The organism is Vibrio sp. Vb1574 (assembly GCF_033338675.1).
Genome location: NZ_JAWOTC010000010.1, coordinates 26,120 through 44,325, shown reverse-complemented (window position 1 = coordinate 44,325; position 18,206 = coordinate 26,120). Strand labels below are relative to the sequence as shown.

Here is an 18,206-nt window from a genome sequence, read left to right as displayed (position 1 = left end):
CTTAAACCGCTTGTGTTTCAGAGCGGCGAGTCAGCAAAATTAAGGATGAACGATGAAATCACATGTAACACTTCCTCTTTTGAGCTTAAGCGCTGTTGCCGCATTGAGCTCATTTAACGTCAACGCCCACGGCTGGGTAGAATTTCCAAGTGCTCGTCAGAATACGTGTTATTTAGACGGTGGTTTTTGGACCAACGAGATCCCTAACCAAGCGTGTAAAGCGGCTTTTGAAGAATCTGGCGCGTATCCGTTTGTGCAGCGTAGCGAAATTGCAGCAAACGTACCAAATTACCGAGATATGGAGCATGTGAAAGCCGTGGTTCGCGACGGTGAGCTATGTTCTGCTGGCGATGCAGCTAAGAAAGGCTTGAACATTCCTTCTCCAAACTGGCAGCGCACCAATGTTACGCCAGATGCAAATAACCAGATTGAATTGGTGTTTTACGGCAAAGCGCCGCACAACCCATCGTACTGGGAATTCTATCTCACCAAGCCAACTTATGATGATTCAAAACCTCTTACTTGGAGTGATTTAGAGCTGATCGACACCGCAGGTGATGTGTATGTTGATGCGGAAAAACGCTACCGTATTCAGGTGACTTTCCCTGCTGATCGTTCCGGCGATGCGGTGCTTTATACTCGTTGGCAGCGCATTGATGTCGCTGGGGAAGGCTTCTACAACTGTAGTGACATTACGTTAAACGGAACGGGTACGACGCCACCGACTGACCCTGTTGATCCAACCGAACCAGGCAACAATCTGACATCTCTAGGCTACTTTGTTCAGCAAGGTTTTGGGCCAGTAGAGTCTGGCGATACGGTGCGTTTCCGTACGTTTAATGCGACGGGGAATGAAATTGTCGATATTTCACTACCAATCAGCGCAAACAATACGGCGACTTGGGCTGCAGAAATAGCAGATCAATTTAACGCGCAGCAAACGGGCGATTGGTATGTTGGCATTTGGCATCAAGAGATGAACCACTACATGTTCGATAGTAAGAACGTGAATGCAAACCAAGTATTAGCGCCAAGTGCAGACTTCAGTTATGCGTTGTCACTGATCAAAGCGGATGTACCGCCACCAGTTGAACCAACCAACTTGTGGGACAAGACGGCCGTTTACAACCAAGGTGATGTGGTGACACACAACGGCAAAGAATGGACTGCCCAGTGGTGGACGTCTGGTGAGGAACCAGGCACAACGGGTCAATGGGGTGTATGGCGTTAAGCCAGTTATTTGGGCCCTGAACAGTAAACCCTTCTCATGTGAGAAGGGTTTGTTTTTTCAGTCTAAAACGATCACTTTGGTTGAGTGGTTGTCTTGAAAATCAGAGCACATATCGTTATTCGCTTGCTCTCCACTCGCTCCAGTTGAGCATCGCGTAGTCTGCCAGTTTTAGCATCGGAATGTCTTCGTGCGTATCACCGTAGGCATAAATAGACGCAAACTCGTCGAGCGAAAACGTGGCCCTAACGCGCGAGACTTTTCTTTCTAAACTGCAATCACCTTGCTGGTAAAAGCCACTCAGTTTTGGCTGTTCTGAGATCAGTTCACTGCACAGCAAGTGGTAACCGTTCACTTCACACCAAGGCTTGAGATATGCATTGAGTGATGCCGACACCACCACAATGGTATCGCCTCTGTGTTGATGCCACGCCAACCTTTCCATCGCTTCTGGCCGTAAGTACAGCGGGATCACTTCATGGGCAAACTGAGTGCCAATCGCTTCAATTTTCTGCGTTTCTTTCCCTGAAAATGCAATAAAACTGCTGAGAGGGCGCATAACACGAGCGGGTAACACTCCGAGTTTGTACAGCGCATAAAATGGCATGATAGCGACCTTTCCTACTCGTTTGCGCAGGCCATAAGCAGAATAGTGGAGGAAAAGGCTAAACATATCCTCTCGGGTGATGGTGCCATCAAAATCAAACAGTGCCAGTGACGGCTTAGTAGTATCGAGCAAACTCAGCGCCTATTTTTGGGTTTAAGATCGTTTTGTGTTTATTGATAAAACACCGCCAACCAGATGGTTTCTTGCGTTGGGTCAGTCCAGCTCACTTTGTGTTTGGTATGAGCTGGAATCGTAACGTGATCGCCTGCCTCAAGTCGTTGCACTACACCTGATTCAAAAGTCAGCTCTCCAGCTCCTTTAAGAACCAAGACCCATTCATGTTCTTCTTGATCGTACCAGCCACTTTCGGGCGAGGTTTGCCCTGTTGAGACAATGCGTTCTATACGCAGGTTTTTGTGGGTCAGCAGGTCTTCGAACACTTCCTCGTCGAGGTTATTCGGTAAGTCTTTAAACAGGTTCATGGCCTTTCCTTAGAGAATGATCAATCCAAAAGGCGCAAGCAATTGCTCTTGTTGCCAATCACAAATTTTAACACCAAACAGAGAAACGCGGCGAACATCCAGCCCGTCTAGTTCGACATGAGTCAGATCACATTGCTCAACGTTAAAGGTTCCCCATTGTTCTGGCGAGAATTCGCAGCGAGATAAATCCGAGCCTTTGAGAGTTGCCCCTGCGAGGTTCGCACCGTTCCAACGGTTTTCAAAGAGGTCACATTTTTCTAGTAACACTCGTTCGAAGTTACAGTAGGTGAGGTTGCAGCCAGTAATAAAAGCAGAACAGAAAAACATGGTGTTACTGACGCGATTAGCAAAGTTCGCACCTTGGAAGTTTGCCCCTTTGAGATCGCACTTACGCAGCTCCAAGCCCATACAATTTGCGCCGTTAAACAGGCTCATCGCCAACATACAGTTCGTAAAGCTGGCGTCTTTTAAGTTCGCGAAGCGAAAACTACACCCTTCTAGCGCTTTGGATTCGATAAAGCGACAGTCGATGAACTTAGCATCGCGCAGATCGGCATGGTCGAAACAGCACATATAAAAGTGGCAGTTTTTAAAGGTGGCATTCTGAAAATCGTGATGAGAAAAGTTTTCTCGTTCAAAAATGAGGTCGGTTTTTAACATGTCTTCTCCTTAGCTGCGAGCAGACTAGCACTCCAAGTGACTGATTTTCCATAAAAATAACTTCTTGTATTTCAGTGTTTTACAAACCCCTCAAATCGCGATTTTAAGGGGTCAAACGAGCTTTTTAAGTGGTTTTTTTTTGAAAATAGAAGAAGTAGAGGACGAAAAAAGTTTTTACTGGCTACGAGCCTTAACGAGAGGATTCGCATTTATGGGTATGCATGGCAACTCACACGCACAGTTTGCATTACAGAATTGTATCCTATTTGCATAATTTGTTGATCAATATGGCGTTTCTCCATACAAAAAACCTATATTTTTCACAAATTGATTTCCATCAAAATAGTAGGGTTTCTATGTGCTAGATTGCGCACAGCTCAAAAAGATATAGATACCCGTGTGCTTCAAGGCGCTGAGTTTACTTGAAATCTCAGATCAGTTAGCAGGCACCCCTTTGGGTACGACATAACGAAGCCCTACGAAAGGAAATAAAAATGAAAAAAACAATCTGCAGTCTAGCAGTGGTTGCTGCACTCGTGTCACCAAGTGTTTTCGCTCATAAACAAGGTGACTTCGTTCTTCGTGTTGGTGCGGCGTCTGTCGTTCCAAACGACAGCAGCGATAAGATTCTTGGTTCTCAAGAAGAATTGAAAGTGGATTCAAATACGCAGCTTGGTTTGACGTTTGGCTACATGTTTACAGACAACATCAGTTTAGAGCTTCTAGCAGCAACACCATTCAGCCACGATATTTCAACAGACTTGTTAGGTCTTGGTGATATCGCGGACACCAAACACCTTCCACCAACGCTTATGGTGCAGTACTACTTTGGCGAGCCACAAAGTAAGTTCCGTCCATACGTGGGTGCAGGTCTCAACTACACCATGTTCTTTGATGAGGGCTTCAATAGCACGGGTAAAGGCGCTGGTCTTTCAGATCTTAAGTTGGATGACTCATTCGGTCTAGCAGCGAATATTGGTGTGGACTACATGATCAACGATCAATGGTTCCTCAACGCTGCTGCGTGGTACGCAAACATTGAAACAGAAGCAACTTACAAAGCAGGTGGAGAGAAGCAAAAAACCGACGTCAAAATTAACCCTTGGGTATTTATGATCAGCGGCGGTTACAAGTTCTAAGAAAAACCAGTAGTTACACGCACATTACTATTATTGGCATGACTTTGGGGGCGGTTACGGGGACTGCCCCTCTTTTTTATCCTCGTTTTGATTGCACATCATTTACTCCACTTAGCAACATGCAAAATTGGATCTTTACCTTGCAGATCATTTTATTGTCGGAAGATCGAAAAGTCCTACACTGATCACATAATTGAACAAGTGGACAATATAAATGAGCGACGACATCGCAAAGCATTCCTCCTCCAGATCTAAGCTGGTAAAAACTCTTTTCTTTACTCTCTGTGTTATCGCATTTGGTGCGATGTATTGGTCTTGGCAGTATTCAGACAGTCACCCAAGCACGGAAGATGCCTACGTTAGGGCAAAAATTTTGTCGGTAGCGCCTCAGGTAAAAGGCCAAGTGGTTTCCGCGGATGTCAAAGACTTCCAATCTGTTAACAAAGGTGACCTACTGCTGAAGATAGATTCACGCCCATATTTGTTGGCAGTGAAGCAAGCAAAAGCGGCATACCAATTGGCGGTCCAGCAACATGATGTTGCCGATAAGCAGGTAACTGAAGCTGTTGCGGGCTTAGATGCGGCGCGCTCTAACCTGATAGAAGCGCAAGTGGAGTACAAACGTACGGATTCCTTGGTGAAACGCAAACTGGCGTCGAACCAAGATTTAGATACGGCAAAAAACAAACTAGCCAATGCCCAAGCGAGCCTGGAGCAAGCGCGCGCGACGGTAGAAAAAGCCATTGCGAACCGTGGTGAAGAAGGCGCAGAGGCTGCGGTTGTTCAACAAGCGGGAGCACAGTTAGCGCAAGCAGAGCTGAACTTGAGCTACACCGACATTACGTCACCAGTGGATGGCATTGCCGGTGAGATCAATACGCACGTAGGCTCGGTCGTTAGCGTGGGTCAAACGTTGTTCCCTGTGATTTTAAAAGACAGCTATTGGGTACGCGCGAACTTTAAAGAAACCGATCTTACTCATATTAAACCTGGCATGCATGCGGATGTGGTGATTGATATGTACCCAGACGTGGTGTGGAAAGCAACGGTAGAGCAGCTGTCGCCTGCGAGTGGTACATCGTTCTCCTTGATGCCACCAGAAAACGCAACGGGTAACTGGGTTAAAATCAAACAACGTTTCCCTGTACGTTTGGCATTAGAAGTACCGGCCGATGCGCCGCAACTTCGCGTGGGTGCGAGCTCAGAAGTCACCATTGATTTGCAAAGTAGCGTGCAATGAACCATCAAATTACGGCAGACAAACGGGGGATTGCCACCGTCGCCGTGATGCTTTCTGCCATCATGGTGTTAATCGATATGACCGTTGCGAACGTGTCGCTATCGCACATGATGGGCGCGTTGGGCGCAACGGCAGACCAAATTACTTGGGTGCTGACGGGTTACAGCATGGCGGAAGCGATCTTCATTCCGATGACCAGTTTCTGGGTGTCGCGCTTTGGTGAACGCAAAGTCATGCTGGTTGCTGTGATCGGTTTTGTAATTGCCAGTGCGCTTTGTGGGCAAGCACAGTCTCTTGAAGAGATGGTGCTATTTCGCATTATCCAAGGCGCTTTCGGCGCGTCGGTGATTCCATTGGCGCAGTCGACGTTAGTGCAGATTTATCCGTACGAGCAAAAAGGCAAAGCGATGGCGATTTTCTCCATCGGCATTTTGCTTGGTCCTATTTTGGGCCCAGTCGTGGGTGGCGTGATCACCGACAACATCAATTGGCGCTGGATATTTTACATCAACTTGCCATTCGGTTTGATTTGTACCTCTTTGATTTATCGCTATATCCACATCGACAACAAATCCAAACCCAACTTTGACTGGTGGATCATCGGTTACATGGCGTTAGGTGTGGGCGCGTTGCAGTTTGTGTTGGATAAAGGTAACGAAGAAGACTGGCTCAACTCACGCATGATCCAGACCGCGATATTACTCGCTGTCATGGGGTCGGTGATGTGGATTTATCGTAGCTGGAAAACCAAAAGCCCAATAGCGCCATTATGGCTGCTTAAAGACCGAAATCTTATGGTCTCGTCGTTGATGATTGCCGTGGTGTCGATGGCGATGTTTGGCCTGACGACTCAACAACCGATGCTGTTGGAAAGCTTGCTGGATTATCCGGTCTCAACCACTGGCTTATTAATGGCACCGCGTGGATTGGCGTCAGCGGCGATGTTGATTTTGGTGATTAAGCTCAATCCGCAATTCGATCCCAGAATCAAAATAGTCTTTGGCTTGAGCTGCATCGGGATTGGTAGTTATTTGATGACGCAATACTCACTGCAGATCGATACATTTTGGATTGTGATGCCGAGTATGATTCAGGGAATGGGGCTTGGTTTAACCTTCTCGACGCTGTCCACCTTGGCGTATTTAACGATTCCGAAAGAGCAATCTGTCGCGGCGGCGAGTATTTACAATCTGTTCCGTACGATTGGTAGTTCGTTTGGTATCTCTATCGCTACCACGTTCCAATATCGTGATAGTCAGCAGCAATGGCATGCGCTGGGTGAGGGTATTAATCCTTATAATCCTAACTTGCATGACTGGGCGGCCAATCAGGGGCTTTCCATTACCGATCCGGTTGCGTTAGACCAATACCAACAGATGTTGCAGCAACAATCGCAAATGGTCTCGTTTGTGCACACCTTCCAGCTTGTGGGAGTGATGTTCGTGATCATGATGCCGATGCTGGTTTTCATCCGGTCACGTGAATAACAACAAGTTCAGGTGAACCGTGTAAGAGAACGCCTCTCAAGTTGTGTCAGCTTGAGAGGCGTTTTTTATTGGACGGTGTCAGTGAAAGAAGGACGTTTACTCAAACGTCACTTCGTCAAAATGCGGATTGGCTTTGAGCGCGCGCATTGCGACTAATTGTTCAGTCGGGAAGGCGGTGTGCTCTCCATCCATATCTAAAAACAAACACTCTTGTCGCTGCATGTCGTAGCCTGTGTCGAACGCGTTGCCCTGATGAGTTTCACCATTTTTTAGTGTGATCTCGATAGGGAGCTTAAACATACAGGCGATTTCAATAAAATCGTATTGGCTGCAAGTCACCATAGTTTTCTCCTTTCAAACCGACGCAGTATTCAGAAGGTTTGAGAACCGTATCCTTAAATAGAAGACGTTTGATTGAAACTGAATCTTCATCTTACACCTCATTTTGGTCACGAAATAGACATACACGCACGTTTTAATAAACCTACTGTTGAGCGTTCGCAAGTGAGACAAAACTACAATATGTCTGAGACGATACTTAAGCGCACATACCTAACGAGTGAACAAAAGACACAAAAGCCAGATTCACTGATTCCGCCTCAAACCTACCATGCGCAGTTGGCGCACCGTGTTCACCACTCGCCTCAATTTGAAAACGGCCGCGTTAAAAACGAGATGCCAAACGTCCCTAGTCCGCAATCATTCTGGCAGGTGTGTTGGAGTTATCTTGGTGGTAGAACGCCGTTGAGTCCTAACGAACATCTGCCACATTCCCCAATTCAACCCACGCAGTTTGCGCAGCGAAGTGAATCGATGCGCGTTACTTGGCTGGGCCATTCCACCATGCTGGTGGAGGTCGATGGCATTCGAATTCTGACCGATCCGTTATTTGATTACGCTTCTCCGTTCATCGCAAAAGCGTGGTTTGAACGCAATATTCCCAATACCCATGCCAGAGATCGTTTGCCGATTCCTGAAATTATTGTGATTTCGCACGATCATTACGACCATTTAGAAGCATCGACCATACGTTTTTACGCCGATAAACCCGTGACGTTTTATGTACCCTTAGGGGTTGGCAAGCATCTGATAAAGTGGGGCGTTTACGCAGACAACATCGTGGAATTCGATTGGTGGGATAGCGTGCACTATGCTGGAATCGAACTGATTTGTACGCCTGCTAACCATAATTCGGGTCGTACTTATTTCGATAAAAACGCGACCCTGTGGGCTTCTTGGGTCATCAAAGGCAAAGAAGAGACGCTCTATTTTAGTGGCGATTCAGCTTACGATTCGCACTTTTCCGAGATCGCACAGCGATGTGGACCAATCGACATTGCCTGTTTGGAAGTGGCTGCCGATGTGAAAGGCCAAGGTTATCCGGTCGAAAACTGGGGGCACATGCAGGCTCATCATACCGTGCAAGCGTTTCGCGATTTAAATGCGAAAAAACTGTTGCCAGTACATTGGGCTACATACGAGCTATTTACTCACCGCTGGGACGAACCGATTTTAGATTTGCTTGCCCATTGTCAAAAAGAACATATAACGCTGCTGACGCCAATGCCGGGGGAAAGTTTTTACGTTCATCAAGAACATATAAATAAACAATGGTGGCGAGAAAAAGAAATATGTGATCCAGCTGGAATTTTGACTTAATAATATGATCTTACTTCAATAATTATTTTAGAAATTAACCTTGTTATTTTCAGAATATAACAAGGATTTTACTGGTCATTGAAATTAAAAATTTCCATAGATTCACTTTCCAATTGTGATCTCACGCTTTTATAAATCGATTGGTGTCATTTTTTGATACTTTTGATCTGAAAATTTGCGCTCTTATCAGAAAAGTTTTAGTAAAAATCTTTGCCATCTTAATTTTACTCTTCAAAACAATTATACTGACTATTATCTTGATAAGCTCATAGAGCAATGGCTATAGCTTGTTCTTGATGGGTAAAATGTATCCAGTTAAAGAAAAGTAAAAAAATCTAATGGATAAGACATGTTTTACGCCAACAAGATAGAATATTGAGACCAAAATCACAAGAGTAGGACTCTCTTGAATTTATCATCATGGATGCTGAATAAATAAAATACAGGCATTGTTCGATGAATAATTCTGCAACGTATTTACTTGCTGCTTTACGAGAAAAAATAAAAGAAAAAGGCATTGGATATTCCGAGCTTTCTATTGGACTTGGAATCCCGCTTTCTACCATAAAAAGGCAGCTTCACAATACGTCTCTTGGTTTAGATAAAATCTTGTTGTACGCCACGCACCTTGATACGGATTTGGTTGAATTATCCATGCGAGGTAAGCAGCTGCAGCAAGAGAATGAACAGTTTATCACCGACACCAACAGTGAGATTTTCCATCAATATCCTCACTTATTTGATTTTCTTTATCTTTTGCGTCGACCTGAGTGGTCTTTAGAAGAGATCGCACGGAGATACCAGCTGAGTGATACTTCCGTTGCGCTCTATTTACGTGCACTAGAAATGATGGATTACATTGAACTGAAAGGGGATAAACACTATCAATTTAAAGATACAGGCCGCTTTATTTTTGAAGAAGGTTCAAATTTAGACACGCTATTTGCACAGCGCTTTCGTGAAGAAGTGTTTAGCCACGATATTCGGCCTCCAATTTGTGTTGGACGCATTGCTATTACCGAAGAACAAGAAGAAAAACTGGCAAATGAAGTGTACAACAAATTAATTGAGTTTGATGTTCAAAATAAAACCAGTGAAAACAGTCAACGACTAAAAAATGTTTTACTCACTTTTACGCCTGGTAATCAGATATTTTTGGCTGACACAATTCCGAATATTAATGGCGATTTATTAAAATCCATCACTATCGCTAAAGAAAAATAAAAGAATAATTATTGGAAGCTCGTGCTTATTTAGTGCGAGCCGAGCTTCTGCACACTAAAAATACTCATTTATATAAATGAGAATATAAAAATAACGTAAATAATAGGGAAAAAGTATGTTTAAAAAGAGCACACTTGCCATTCTGATCGGGGCTACTATTTCGCTTGTTGGATGTGGTTCCAATGATAAAACTGAAATCCGTTTACCACAGGCGCCAACTTCGGAATTTACTAACGTGATTGATCGTACTGGTAATCCAACTTACCTGCGTGATTACGACAGTTATTCGAACCTGAAGTACAACGCACTCACGGACAACGGCGCGTGGCATGGCCATTTGCTACCTGAAGATGCGGCGGGTTATGGCGCTTTCGGCGGTATTATGCAAGTGACGCAAGAGTACGCGCATTTTATGTCTGGCCAAACGTTCGACAAGCTCACGTTGACCGACAAAGTGAGTGGCCAAACTTACGATTTATCGAACGCAGAAGCGAAAGTCTATTCCATTCCAGGTGCGTTAGTGCAGGTGTTGGACTTGGACGATATTCACGTGCAAATGGTGCTGCGCTTCGTGACTGATCGCTCTTCGCTGGTGGAAACGCTCATCACTAACAAAACTGATCGTGATATGAACTTGGCGTTGGAGTGGGACGGCGAGTTGGTGAAATACGCGCTGTCGACGCGCAAAAACCAAACCGTGGCGCAGTACTACCCAGATTACAAGCGCCAGATTTCGACCATCGAAAACGGCATTAAAATTAACTTTAGCGAGATGAAAGACAACTGGGCGATTCGTAATGACCGCGATGCCGAGTTCCGCATTACTCGTTCTCTACCGACGAAGACGTTCACCAACGAAACCTCATTCAGTTCTACCGCGGAGATGAGCCTACCAGCTGAGCAAACATCGGCGGTTTATACGGCGTATTCTAACCTGCACAATGCGAAAGAAGTGCAGTCAGAATCGTTGAAATTGCAAGATGTATTAGCGAATCCAACTCAATACATGGAAGCGTCGAAAGCGCGTTGGGACGGCTATTTAGCGAATGGTCTTATCAACAAAGAAGCGACAGCAGACCAAGCTCGCGTAGCGGTAAAAGCGATGGAGACCCTAAACGGTAACTGGCGCTCTGCGGCGGGCGATATTGAACAAGCGACAGTCACGCCATCGGTCACTGCGCGTTGGTTCTCTGGTAACTTAACGTGGCCGTGGGATTCGTGGAAACAAGCGTACGCGATGGCGCATTTCAACCCAGATGTTGCGATGGACAACATTCGCACGGTATTCCAAGAGCAAGTTCAAGCTGATGACAAGATCCGTCCGCAAGATAAAGGCTACTTGCTGGATGTGTTGACGTACACCAAACCTGTTAGTCGTGGTGGTGCTGGCTCTGAAAACTGGAACGAACGCAATACGAAACCATCGTTGGCGGCATGGTCTGTGATGGAGGTGTATTACGCTCTCGTGAACCAGTTTGATCGCCCAGAAGACGCGCAAAAATTCATTGATGAAATGTATCCGAAGTTGGTGGCATACCACGATTGGTGGCTATCCAACCGCGACCACAACCAAAATGGTGTGCCTGAATACGGCGCGGCAGTAGACCCAGCACACAACACGGAAGAAGGCGTGATGTACGTTTGGGTAGAAACGCGCGATCCTAACTTCACGACCATTATTCCTGCAGAAGACATCATCGAGCAAAACGGCAATTCTTATAAAGTAAAAGGCATGGCGTCTTACAATAAGATTCTCGATGAAGTGGATTACATGACGATTCACGTCGGCGCACAAGAAGCGGCGGGCTGGGAATCGGGCATGGATAACGCGGCTCGTTTTGGCTTTATCTACAACATCCACAACATGAATTCGCAAGCTGAAGACATCAGCAACCCAGACAGAAATGTGGATCAACTTGGTCGCTACGCGGCAAGTGCGTACGGCTTTGATAACAGCATCAAGCTGGAAGGCGAAGAGTGGGTGTACAGCAATACGTCAGCGGAAAACTTAGCGAAACTCGATCTAGCGAAGAAAGATTGGGAAGTTCGTTTTGCAGAAAACCGCACCAACAATAACGCAGCGGACGGTGAGCTGCTTGGCTTCTCTATGCTGCAAGAATCGGTGGATCAAGCCTCTTACATGTACTCAGACAACAAATACTTAGCGGAAATGGCGAAGTTGGTGTCTGATGGCGTAGAAGGTAAAGATCGTGCGCAAGAATTCCTTAATGGCGCAGAAAAAATCAAGACTTACATTAACCAATGTATGTTTGATGAAAGCACAGGATTCTTCTACGACATTCACTTGAATGTGGCTGAAGATGGCACTACTCCTGCGCCTCTTGCAAATGGTTGTGCGGGTTTGCCGATTGTAGAGCGTGGACGTGGTCCTGAAGGTTGGTCGCCGCTGTTTAATGGTGCAGCAACGCAAGAGCATGCCGATAAAGTGATCGCGGTGATGCGTGATCAAGACGAGTTCAACACGCCAGATAAATTCCAAGGAACGGGAGTGCCTTTGCCGACCGCATCGCAAACCAACCCTGCTTACGGTAAAGATGTGTACTGGCGTGGTCGCGTGTGGCTAGATCAAGTGTACTTTGGCTTCCGTGCGATGGAAAACTACGGCTACAAAGAAGAAGCGATTGCAATGGCGAATGAACTGTTTAACAACGCAGAAGGTATGACGGGTGACATGCCAATCCGTGAAAACTACAACCCAGAGACGGGCGCGGTACAAGGTGCGTCGAACTTCTCTTGGTCTGCAGCGCATTTGTACATGATGTACAACGGATTCTTCAAAAACTAGATCGCACACATTAGGCGCTTTGGATGACCCCCCCTAGCATTCGTAGCGCTTAACGAACGATAATTCAGTGACAAATAAGACAAACCGGACTGTGTTAGCAGTCCGGTTTTTTATGCCTCTTGTCACAAAGATTTTAGTGCTGGGTCAGGGCGTGTTGCCATATCGAAAGCATCTCTTCAGTAAACAAGTAAAAGCGCATGTCGAGTGCCGCGTATTCCGGTCTTTGGCAAACGGCCATCGCGGCTTCTGCTGCTTCTTGAGGTGGGTAACCATACACTCCGCAAGAAATCGCAGGCAGCGCCACACTTTGGCAGTGGTTGGCGAGCGCGAGATCCAGCGAACGTTGATATGCAGATTCCAACACCGCTTTTGGATCGGCGAATTTATCGTAAATCGGGCCAACGGCATGAATGACGTAACGCGCGTTTAAATTGCCAGCCTCAGTAATGCGTGCGTCACCAAACGGGCATCGAATATCGTCGACATCATCAACGGCATAACACGCATTGATAAGCGCAGGCCCTGCTGCGCGATGAATGGCACCATCGACGCCACCTCCGCCGAGCATTCTCGGGTTTGCTGCATTCACGATGGCATCGACATGGGCGGTGGTGATGTCGCCTTGGACTAACGAGATCGCGTTCATTTTTTTGAGCCTTCTACAATGGTGAGAAACAAATGGTCAGTAACACAGTAAAGTGTAGCTTACTCATCAATCACTTGAGGTTTTAACTCGACGACATTTCCTTCCGGATCATGTATATAGAGTGATCTACCGAACCCTTGTGCGCCATACCGCTTCGCAAACTCTTCGGTTTCAATGCCGCGCGCACGCAGATATTCCAGTAATTCATCCTCGGAAAAAGGCGCCAATTGCAGGCAAAAATGGTCAATATTACGACCATTTTGAACTGGTGGCTTACCGCCGAGTTGGCCCAATTCGCTGTCTACCGTCACTACATCAATCAATGCGTTACCTGCCCTAAGTTGAGTTAAACCAAGTTCCGTTACTTCGCGTTCGACAGGGCAGCCCAAAATGTCTCGATAGAAATGCAACATAGCATCGAGGTTACAGGTCCTTAATACAACATGATCAAGCGCTTTGATGGCGATTGGATTTTTGGTGGGCATGCTTCACTCCTTTTTGCATTGTGTTGAGGTAAGTATAAAGTGACCTTAAAAGTGGTGAGAGAAATGATCAAATTCAAGATGTTTTTTTGCTAGAGCGAGTGCAGAAACACTGCAACTCAAAGCAAACAAAAAAGGCTAGCGTATTGCTAGCCTTTTGGAATATGGATGGGGCTATTACTCGTAATCAGAAGCGTAAGTTTCTTCGTAAGTGTGTGAGTAAAGCTCGAATAGGTTGCCGAATGGGTCTTCTAGGTAAACCATTTTCGCAGGCTTATTATCGTCTTCTGGGTGGTAACGCATGATGTCCATGCGAACTTTGCCACCTAGTGCTTCGGTGCGTTTGATAGCACCTTCAAAATCGTCTGTCTGCAAACAGAAATGGAAGATACCGATGCGAGAAAAATCCACTTCATGGCGCTCTTGACGTTCTTTCATTTCGAATAACTCAAGGCCGATGCCATCACTTGTCACAAGGTGCGCAATGTTGAAGCCTTTAAAGCCTTCCCCAAAGACCGCAATACACATTCTGCCAATTGCCGTTTCGCGTTCTTCAATCACTTTCGTGTTGCCCATAACGACTTTTAGACCTAGCGCTTGCGTGTAAAACTCAACCGCTTTGTCCATATCTCCGACCATAATACCGACATGATTCATTTTCATTTGTTTACTCCCAACATGTGTGTTTGAACGTTGTCTTGTTTCGATGTGGGAGAGTATATGGCGTGATGTTGATTACATGAAATTATCATAAATTATAAAAATGATAATTTTATTTAATGCTGTACATGTTGGGATTGAGTTAGTGAGCTAAGGCCTCAACAGCTTGCCTCACCGAGGTGAAATGAATCTTGATAATGCACCGTTGCGCGAGGCTGAATTCATGCGATTGGATTAATGACGTAACCTCTTCTACGGACAGCGTTCGTTCTTTTAGATGTAAAAGAGTGGTGTTCGAACCATTGTTTTTCAATTCAAACGTGTTGCCATTTGAGTCGATAACGTAATCATCTTGCCCAAAAATGAGGGCTTCGCATTCAGAGTCTAAGTCGGACTGGGAATGCGTATAGATCAGCTCATCGTCGCCGTCTAGTTTTAGCAAGCATGGCCAGCATACTGCGTGGTCTCTCATGGTTAACTCATTATTCATTGTTATTTAGAAACTTGACCCAGGTTGTTGCAAAAACGCTAACTCTTCGGGAGTGCTCTCTCTTCCCAGTATCGCATTGCGATGAGGATAGCGCCCAAACTGGTCGATGATGGCTTTGTGTTTTAGCTCAAAATCGTAGTTATTTTCAAGCCCTGATGCGCGGAACAATTTTTCAGCTTCGACATGAATGAGGCGAGATTCGCTGTGCATAAACGGCATGTACAAAAAACTTAGCTGCTCAGGCGCTAATTCTTTATCGTGACCTAACCGAATTGCCTCTTGAGCCAATGCTAATGCGAGTGGGTCTTGTGCAAACGCTTTTGGGGTGTTGCGATACACATTACGTGAAAACTGGTCGAGGACGATGATTTCGGCCAATCGTCCTTGTGCGCTGTCACGCCAATTAAACAGTTCACAACGAGCCGCTTGTTCTAATACCGAGGCAAATCGCGATGCAATACGCTTGTCCAGTTCTGGGTTGTTTTCAAACCAATTTTGGGGCGATAGCTCCTCGAACCAAAATTTGATGACTTCTTGGTACATGGATCTTCCTTCTTATTGCATTAGCTAAAGAATAAAAAGCCAGAAGGCGAGCTCCTGGCTTTCTGTGTTATCGACCGTAAGTCTCTACGATGTAACGTTCAAAATCGTCACACATTTGTTCGTCAGAGATGGCGTTGCTTGCCAGCTCTTTACTGCCGTCGACGACTTTAATCGCGGCGTTCAGTGAAGCGACTGATGCTCGTTCTCGCGTCGCAAGTGAGTCGATTTTCTTCTGCTGCACTTCCCATGCCTGTTCTGGCGACAGGTTACACACGTCTGCAAGGTACTTAGCATTAAAACCTTCACCAGTCAGGCTGACAATGGTTTCGTTGTGAGACAAGTGATTGCCTGCGTGCCAGTAGTGTTTTGCCAGCAGTGGGCCAATTTCTGGGTTATCCGTCAGGTAACCAAACTTCTCAAGGAAGTATGCACGGGTCTGATACACCGCCATGTGCGCGAGTAGATAACCTTGATACGCACAAGCCGCTTCGTCGGATAGCAAATGTGGAATCGCCATCAGTGGGCGAGGGCTGCATTCCAAACCAAGGATCTGTTTTTCACAATCGCGAGCCAGCTTAGTGATGCGTTCTGGCGTTAACTCGTCATCGCTCAATTGATACAACGCGCGCTCAAAATATGGTACAACCAAGATGCTACGTTCTTCATAAGCTTTGAATGGCTGACGGCTGTTGATCATTGCTTGAATAATCTCATCAGGCACAGAATTCCCTTCATCATCCAGTGCGTACTGTTTTAGCCAATCGGCATCGGTTAACAGGCTATCACAGAACATCGACTGAGTTTCTGCATAAGCCATTGACGTCGGCGCAAACTCCTGCGAGAAACAAGGCGCGTTCATTTTTACGTTCGCAAAGTGTGCTGCGTGGCCGCCTTCGTGGAACAGCGTGTTAATGCCATCATAGCCGCTGCCCACTTGGTCTGGCTTGGCATTACTGGTGAAGTTCACCTGCGCTGCGACCCATTCGCCTTGATTATAGAAAGAAGGGATAGGGCCGTGGCAGAACCCGTTCGGGTACTTACCTTTGCGATCTAGTAAATCCAGCGTTAGCGTCGCGCCAGAGTAATCAATATTTAGGCGACCAAATGATTCTACCCAGCGTCTCAGAGATTTTGAGAACGGCACGTATGGGTCAAGGTCACGCATAACGTCACCCGCGAATGAGTAAACAAAGTTGTAGCCTGCTAGTGCGCTTTCGCCTTTCTCTTTCGCCAAGTTTTCTAAGCTGTTTAGATGCGCATCTCGCGTGCGTTGTTCGAAATCTTCCAAAATCTCGAATAGCTGCTCAGAGCTCATCTTTTCCGTTTTTTGCACGGAGTAATCAAAGAAAGTCGCATAACCCAGTGAGCGAGCGAACTGGTTGCGCAGCTTGATCAGCTCTATAAAGCCGTTTTGCAGTAGCCATTGTTCAAGGTTCAGCAACGCTTGATGAGCTGATTGGCGAACTTCTTCATGATTGCTAGTGCGAATGGTTGAGCTTAATACTGGAAGTGAACCTTCTACTTGCTCGCCGTTCTCATCGGTAAATGTTTGTACGTGGTTCTGTTTTTTCTCGAAGAGCTCAGCTTCAAAGGCAATGAGCTGATTTTTCAACGCTTGTGCTTTTTCGCCCTCGATAGCGTGAGATTCAAACATCGCCAGCCAACCAGATAGACCCGTAATGGTTTGTTGTTTCTCTTGTGGGTCGGTAATTGAGTCCGCGGCTTCAAGCTGTTGTTTGATGGCAGTAATTTGCTCGGCGTTGCTTAAAAAGCTTGTCCATGCCGTTTGTGCTTGCGTCGAGCCATTATGGTCATCGCTGATCCCCATGTAAGTTTCCCAAAAGAAATCTTCTTTGGTGCGGTGAATCGCAAGGTAACTTTGATTGAGGTCGTTGAGGTAATCCGTTGCGGTCATTTTGATCCTTCAAATGGTTTCGTTATGTAGACAGTTGATTATTGCACGCTTGGTCGCGAGAAAGGAACGCTAATCTCATTTGTCGATTTTGCATCGCGTAAAGGTGATTTTACTATTTGTTTACATTTGGGTGAGTTAATAGGAGTTATGAGCTTGCAGTGTTAAGACTGGTATGGAGTTTACAGTTTATTAAGTAATTAATCTGCGGTGCGCTATCGATGATCCTTATCAGGTGTAATAAGATTTCCATATCGTGGCGATACAGTTGGAAACGATATGATAAATAAGACAAAAGTTACGTTATTGGCGGTAGGTACGATTTTAGTTGGATGTTCCACAGTCGCGCCACCAAGAAATGATGCGGTTGAAAGCATTCAACAAAAGTGTTCTGTGATTTTAAGCAATGATGTTGCGGGCGACCAGCGCTGGCAGACGTACAACGGCTTGCTTGTAGAATATGCCGTGCATGGCGTTAAGAGTCAGGCACAACTGGAACGTTTTGAAGCGTTTGTGCAGAGAGTGCAAGATGATGAGTCTGGACAGTTAGTTACAGAGTTGATTGAGGTCACCGACTGGGGATGCTCAAACGGCAATTATCTTGAAGAGATGAGCTTGTTTATTCAAGAAGTTCAAAAGTAAAAAAACCGAGCGTTAAGTCGCTCGGCTTTTCTGTTTGTGGAACGCTTTTGTACGCTGGTTCGTCAGGACGTTTACTCCTCTGGATACTCGCCCATACCTTGCGTTTTACCTTCCGCTTTCCAATGCTCTCCAGGAGCAAATGCTTCATCGCATAAATCTACGGTGTAGCCCATTTCTGTGATTTCCTTCAAAGTGAGGTTATCAGCAATATTTGCAACTTCCCCCGATTTATTCCGTAACTCCATGTTGATCTCTCCTCTGTAGGTAGACGAGTGGCATCAATGCACAGTGAAGAATGC

The 18,206-nt window shown here is 45.9% G+C and carries 19 protein-coding genes; 8 read left to right on the top strand and 11 right to left on the bottom strand.

The genetic code is table 11. The features are described from left to right. The first annotated feature begins 52 nt into the window (after window positions 1–52). Window positions 53–1,231, top strand: coding sequence for a lytic polysaccharide monooxygenase (locus tag R7O12_RS09545; protein WP_031813569.1), 1,179 nt, complete (start codon window positions 53–55; stop codon window positions 1,229–1,231). A 115-nt stretch (window positions 1,232–1,346) separates the two neighbouring features. Here R7O12_RS09545 and R7O12_RS09540 read toward each other — a convergent pair whose 3' ends face one another. The 3 genes from R7O12_RS09540 to R7O12_RS09530 are packed head-to-tail and all read right to left on the bottom strand — an operon-like array spanning window position 1,347 to window position 2,977. Further along, window positions 1,347–1,967 carry an HAD-IB family hydrolase gene (locus tag R7O12_RS09540; protein WP_053308043.1) on the bottom strand — a complete coding sequence of 207 codons (621 nt, stop codon included), beginning with the start codon at window positions 1,965–1,967 and terminating at the stop codon, window positions 1,347–1,349. Between the two features lie 38 nt (window positions 1,968–2,005). After that, the gene (locus R7O12_RS09535) at window positions 2,006–2,317 is read right to left on the bottom strand and encodes a cupin domain-containing protein (protein WP_005383281.1); all 312 of its coding nucleotides are present in this window, start codon (window positions 2,315–2,317) and stop codon (window positions 2,006–2,008) included. Window positions 2,318–2,326: 9 nt separating this feature from the next. Further along, entirely contained in the window at window positions 2,327–2,977 is a 651-nt protein-coding gene (locus R7O12_RS09530; RefSeq protein ID WP_005374358.1) for a Qnr family pentapeptide repeat protein, read from the bottom strand. Window positions 2,978–3,471: 494 nt separating this feature from the next. Between R7O12_RS09530 and ompW the strand changes: the two genes are divergently transcribed. From ompW to R7O12_RS09515, 3 genes are all read left to right on the top strand, one after another. Then, window positions 3,472–4,116, top strand: coding sequence for an outer membrane protein OmpW (gene ompW, locus R7O12_RS09525; RefSeq protein WP_064354457.1), 645 nt, complete (start codon window positions 3,472–3,474; stop codon window positions 4,114–4,116). 214 nt (window positions 4,117–4,330) lie between these two features. After that, on the top strand, window positions 4,331–5,356 hold the full coding sequence (locus R7O12_RS09520) for an HlyD family secretion protein (protein ID WP_064354458.1): 1,026 nt from the start codon (window positions 4,331–4,333) through the stop codon (window positions 5,354–5,356). After that, a complete protein-coding gene (locus R7O12_RS09515; protein ID WP_025589648.1) occupies window positions 5,353–6,843 on the top strand; it encodes an MDR family MFS transporter in 1,491 nt (496 codons plus the stop codon). Before R7O12_RS09520 ends, R7O12_RS09515 begins: the two co-directional genes overlap by 4 nt. Window positions 6,844–6,939: 96 nt before the next feature. Here the strand turns inward: R7O12_RS09515 and R7O12_RS09510 are convergent, their stop codons facing one another. After that, window positions 6,940–7,185: a Rho-binding antiterminator gene (locus R7O12_RS09510; RefSeq protein ID WP_005460845.1), complete on the bottom strand. Its 246-nt coding sequence runs from the start codon at window positions 7,183–7,185 to the stop codon at window positions 6,940–6,942. Between the two features lie 180 nt (window positions 7,186–7,365). Here R7O12_RS09510 and R7O12_RS09505 point away from each other — a divergent pair, with 180 nt between their 5' ends. The 3 genes from R7O12_RS09505 (at window position 7,366) to ygjK (ending at window position 12,532) form a co-directional block, all read left to right on the top strand. Continuing rightward, window positions 7,366–8,502: an MBL fold metallo-hydrolase gene (locus R7O12_RS09505; protein WP_318105291.1), complete on the top strand. Its 1,137-nt coding sequence runs from the start codon at window positions 7,366–7,368 to the stop codon at window positions 8,500–8,502. Between the two features lie 456 nt (window positions 8,503–8,958). Beyond that, on the top strand, window positions 8,959–9,726 hold the full coding sequence (locus tag R7O12_RS09500) for a hypothetical protein (RefSeq protein WP_064354459.1): 768 nt from the start codon (window positions 8,959–8,961) through the stop codon (window positions 9,724–9,726). A gap of 115 nt (window positions 9,727–9,841) precedes the next feature. After that, window positions 9,842–12,532: an alpha-glucosidase gene (gene ygjK, locus R7O12_RS09495; protein WP_064354460.1), complete on the top strand. Its 2,691-nt coding sequence runs from the start codon at window positions 9,842–9,844 to the stop codon at window positions 12,530–12,532. A 133-nt stretch (window positions 12,533–12,665) separates the two neighbouring features. Here ygjK and R7O12_RS09490 read toward each other — a convergent pair whose 3' ends face one another. The 6 genes from R7O12_RS09490 to R7O12_RS09465 form a co-directional block, all read right to left on the bottom strand. Continuing rightward, a complete protein-coding gene (locus tag R7O12_RS09490; protein ID WP_318125776.1) occupies window positions 12,666–13,178 on the bottom strand; it encodes a macro domain-containing protein in 513 nt (170 codons plus the stop codon). Window positions 13,179–13,237: 59 nt separating this feature from the next. Continuing rightward, the gene (locus R7O12_RS09485) at window positions 13,238–13,663 is read right to left on the bottom strand and encodes a VOC family protein (RefSeq protein ID WP_017634369.1); all 426 of its coding nucleotides are present in this window, start codon (window positions 13,661–13,663) and stop codon (window positions 13,238–13,240) included. Window positions 13,664–13,837: 174 nt separating this feature from the next. Continuing rightward, window positions 13,838–14,323 (bottom strand): VOC family protein, encoded by a 486-nt coding sequence (locus R7O12_RS09480; RefSeq protein ID WP_005374344.1) that lies wholly within the window; start codon window positions 14,321–14,323, stop codon window positions 13,838–13,840. Window positions 14,324–14,462: 139 nt separating this feature from the next. Continuing rightward, a complete protein-coding gene (locus tag R7O12_RS09475) occupies window positions 14,463–14,792 on the bottom strand; it encodes a DUF4144 domain-containing protein (protein ID WP_017634368.1) in 330 nt (109 codons plus the stop codon). 24 nt (window positions 14,793–14,816) lie between these two features. Next, the gene (locus R7O12_RS09470) at window positions 14,817–15,353 is read right to left on the bottom strand and encodes a DUF924 family protein (protein ID WP_005374339.1); all 537 of its coding nucleotides are present in this window, start codon (window positions 15,351–15,353) and stop codon (window positions 14,817–14,819) included. Between the two features lie 67 nt (window positions 15,354–15,420). Continuing rightward, entirely contained in the window at window positions 15,421–17,268 is a 1,848-nt protein-coding gene (locus R7O12_RS09465; RefSeq protein ID WP_318105294.1) for a M3 family metallopeptidase, read from the bottom strand. Between the two features lie 276 nt (window positions 17,269–17,544). Here R7O12_RS09465 and R7O12_RS09460 point away from each other — a divergent pair, with 276 nt between their 5' ends. Next, window positions 17,545–17,907 (top strand): hypothetical protein, encoded by a 363-nt coding sequence (locus R7O12_RS09460; protein ID WP_017634365.1) that lies wholly within the window; start codon window positions 17,545–17,547, stop codon window positions 17,905–17,907. A gap of 71 nt (window positions 17,908–17,978) precedes the next feature. Here R7O12_RS09460 and R7O12_RS09455 read toward each other — a convergent pair whose 3' ends face one another. Continuing rightward, on the bottom strand, window positions 17,979–18,152 hold the full coding sequence (locus tag R7O12_RS09455; protein ID WP_005374332.1) for a hypothetical protein: 174 nt from the start codon (window positions 18,150–18,152) through the stop codon (window positions 17,979–17,981). Between the last annotated feature and the right edge of the window lie 54 nt (window positions 18,153–18,206).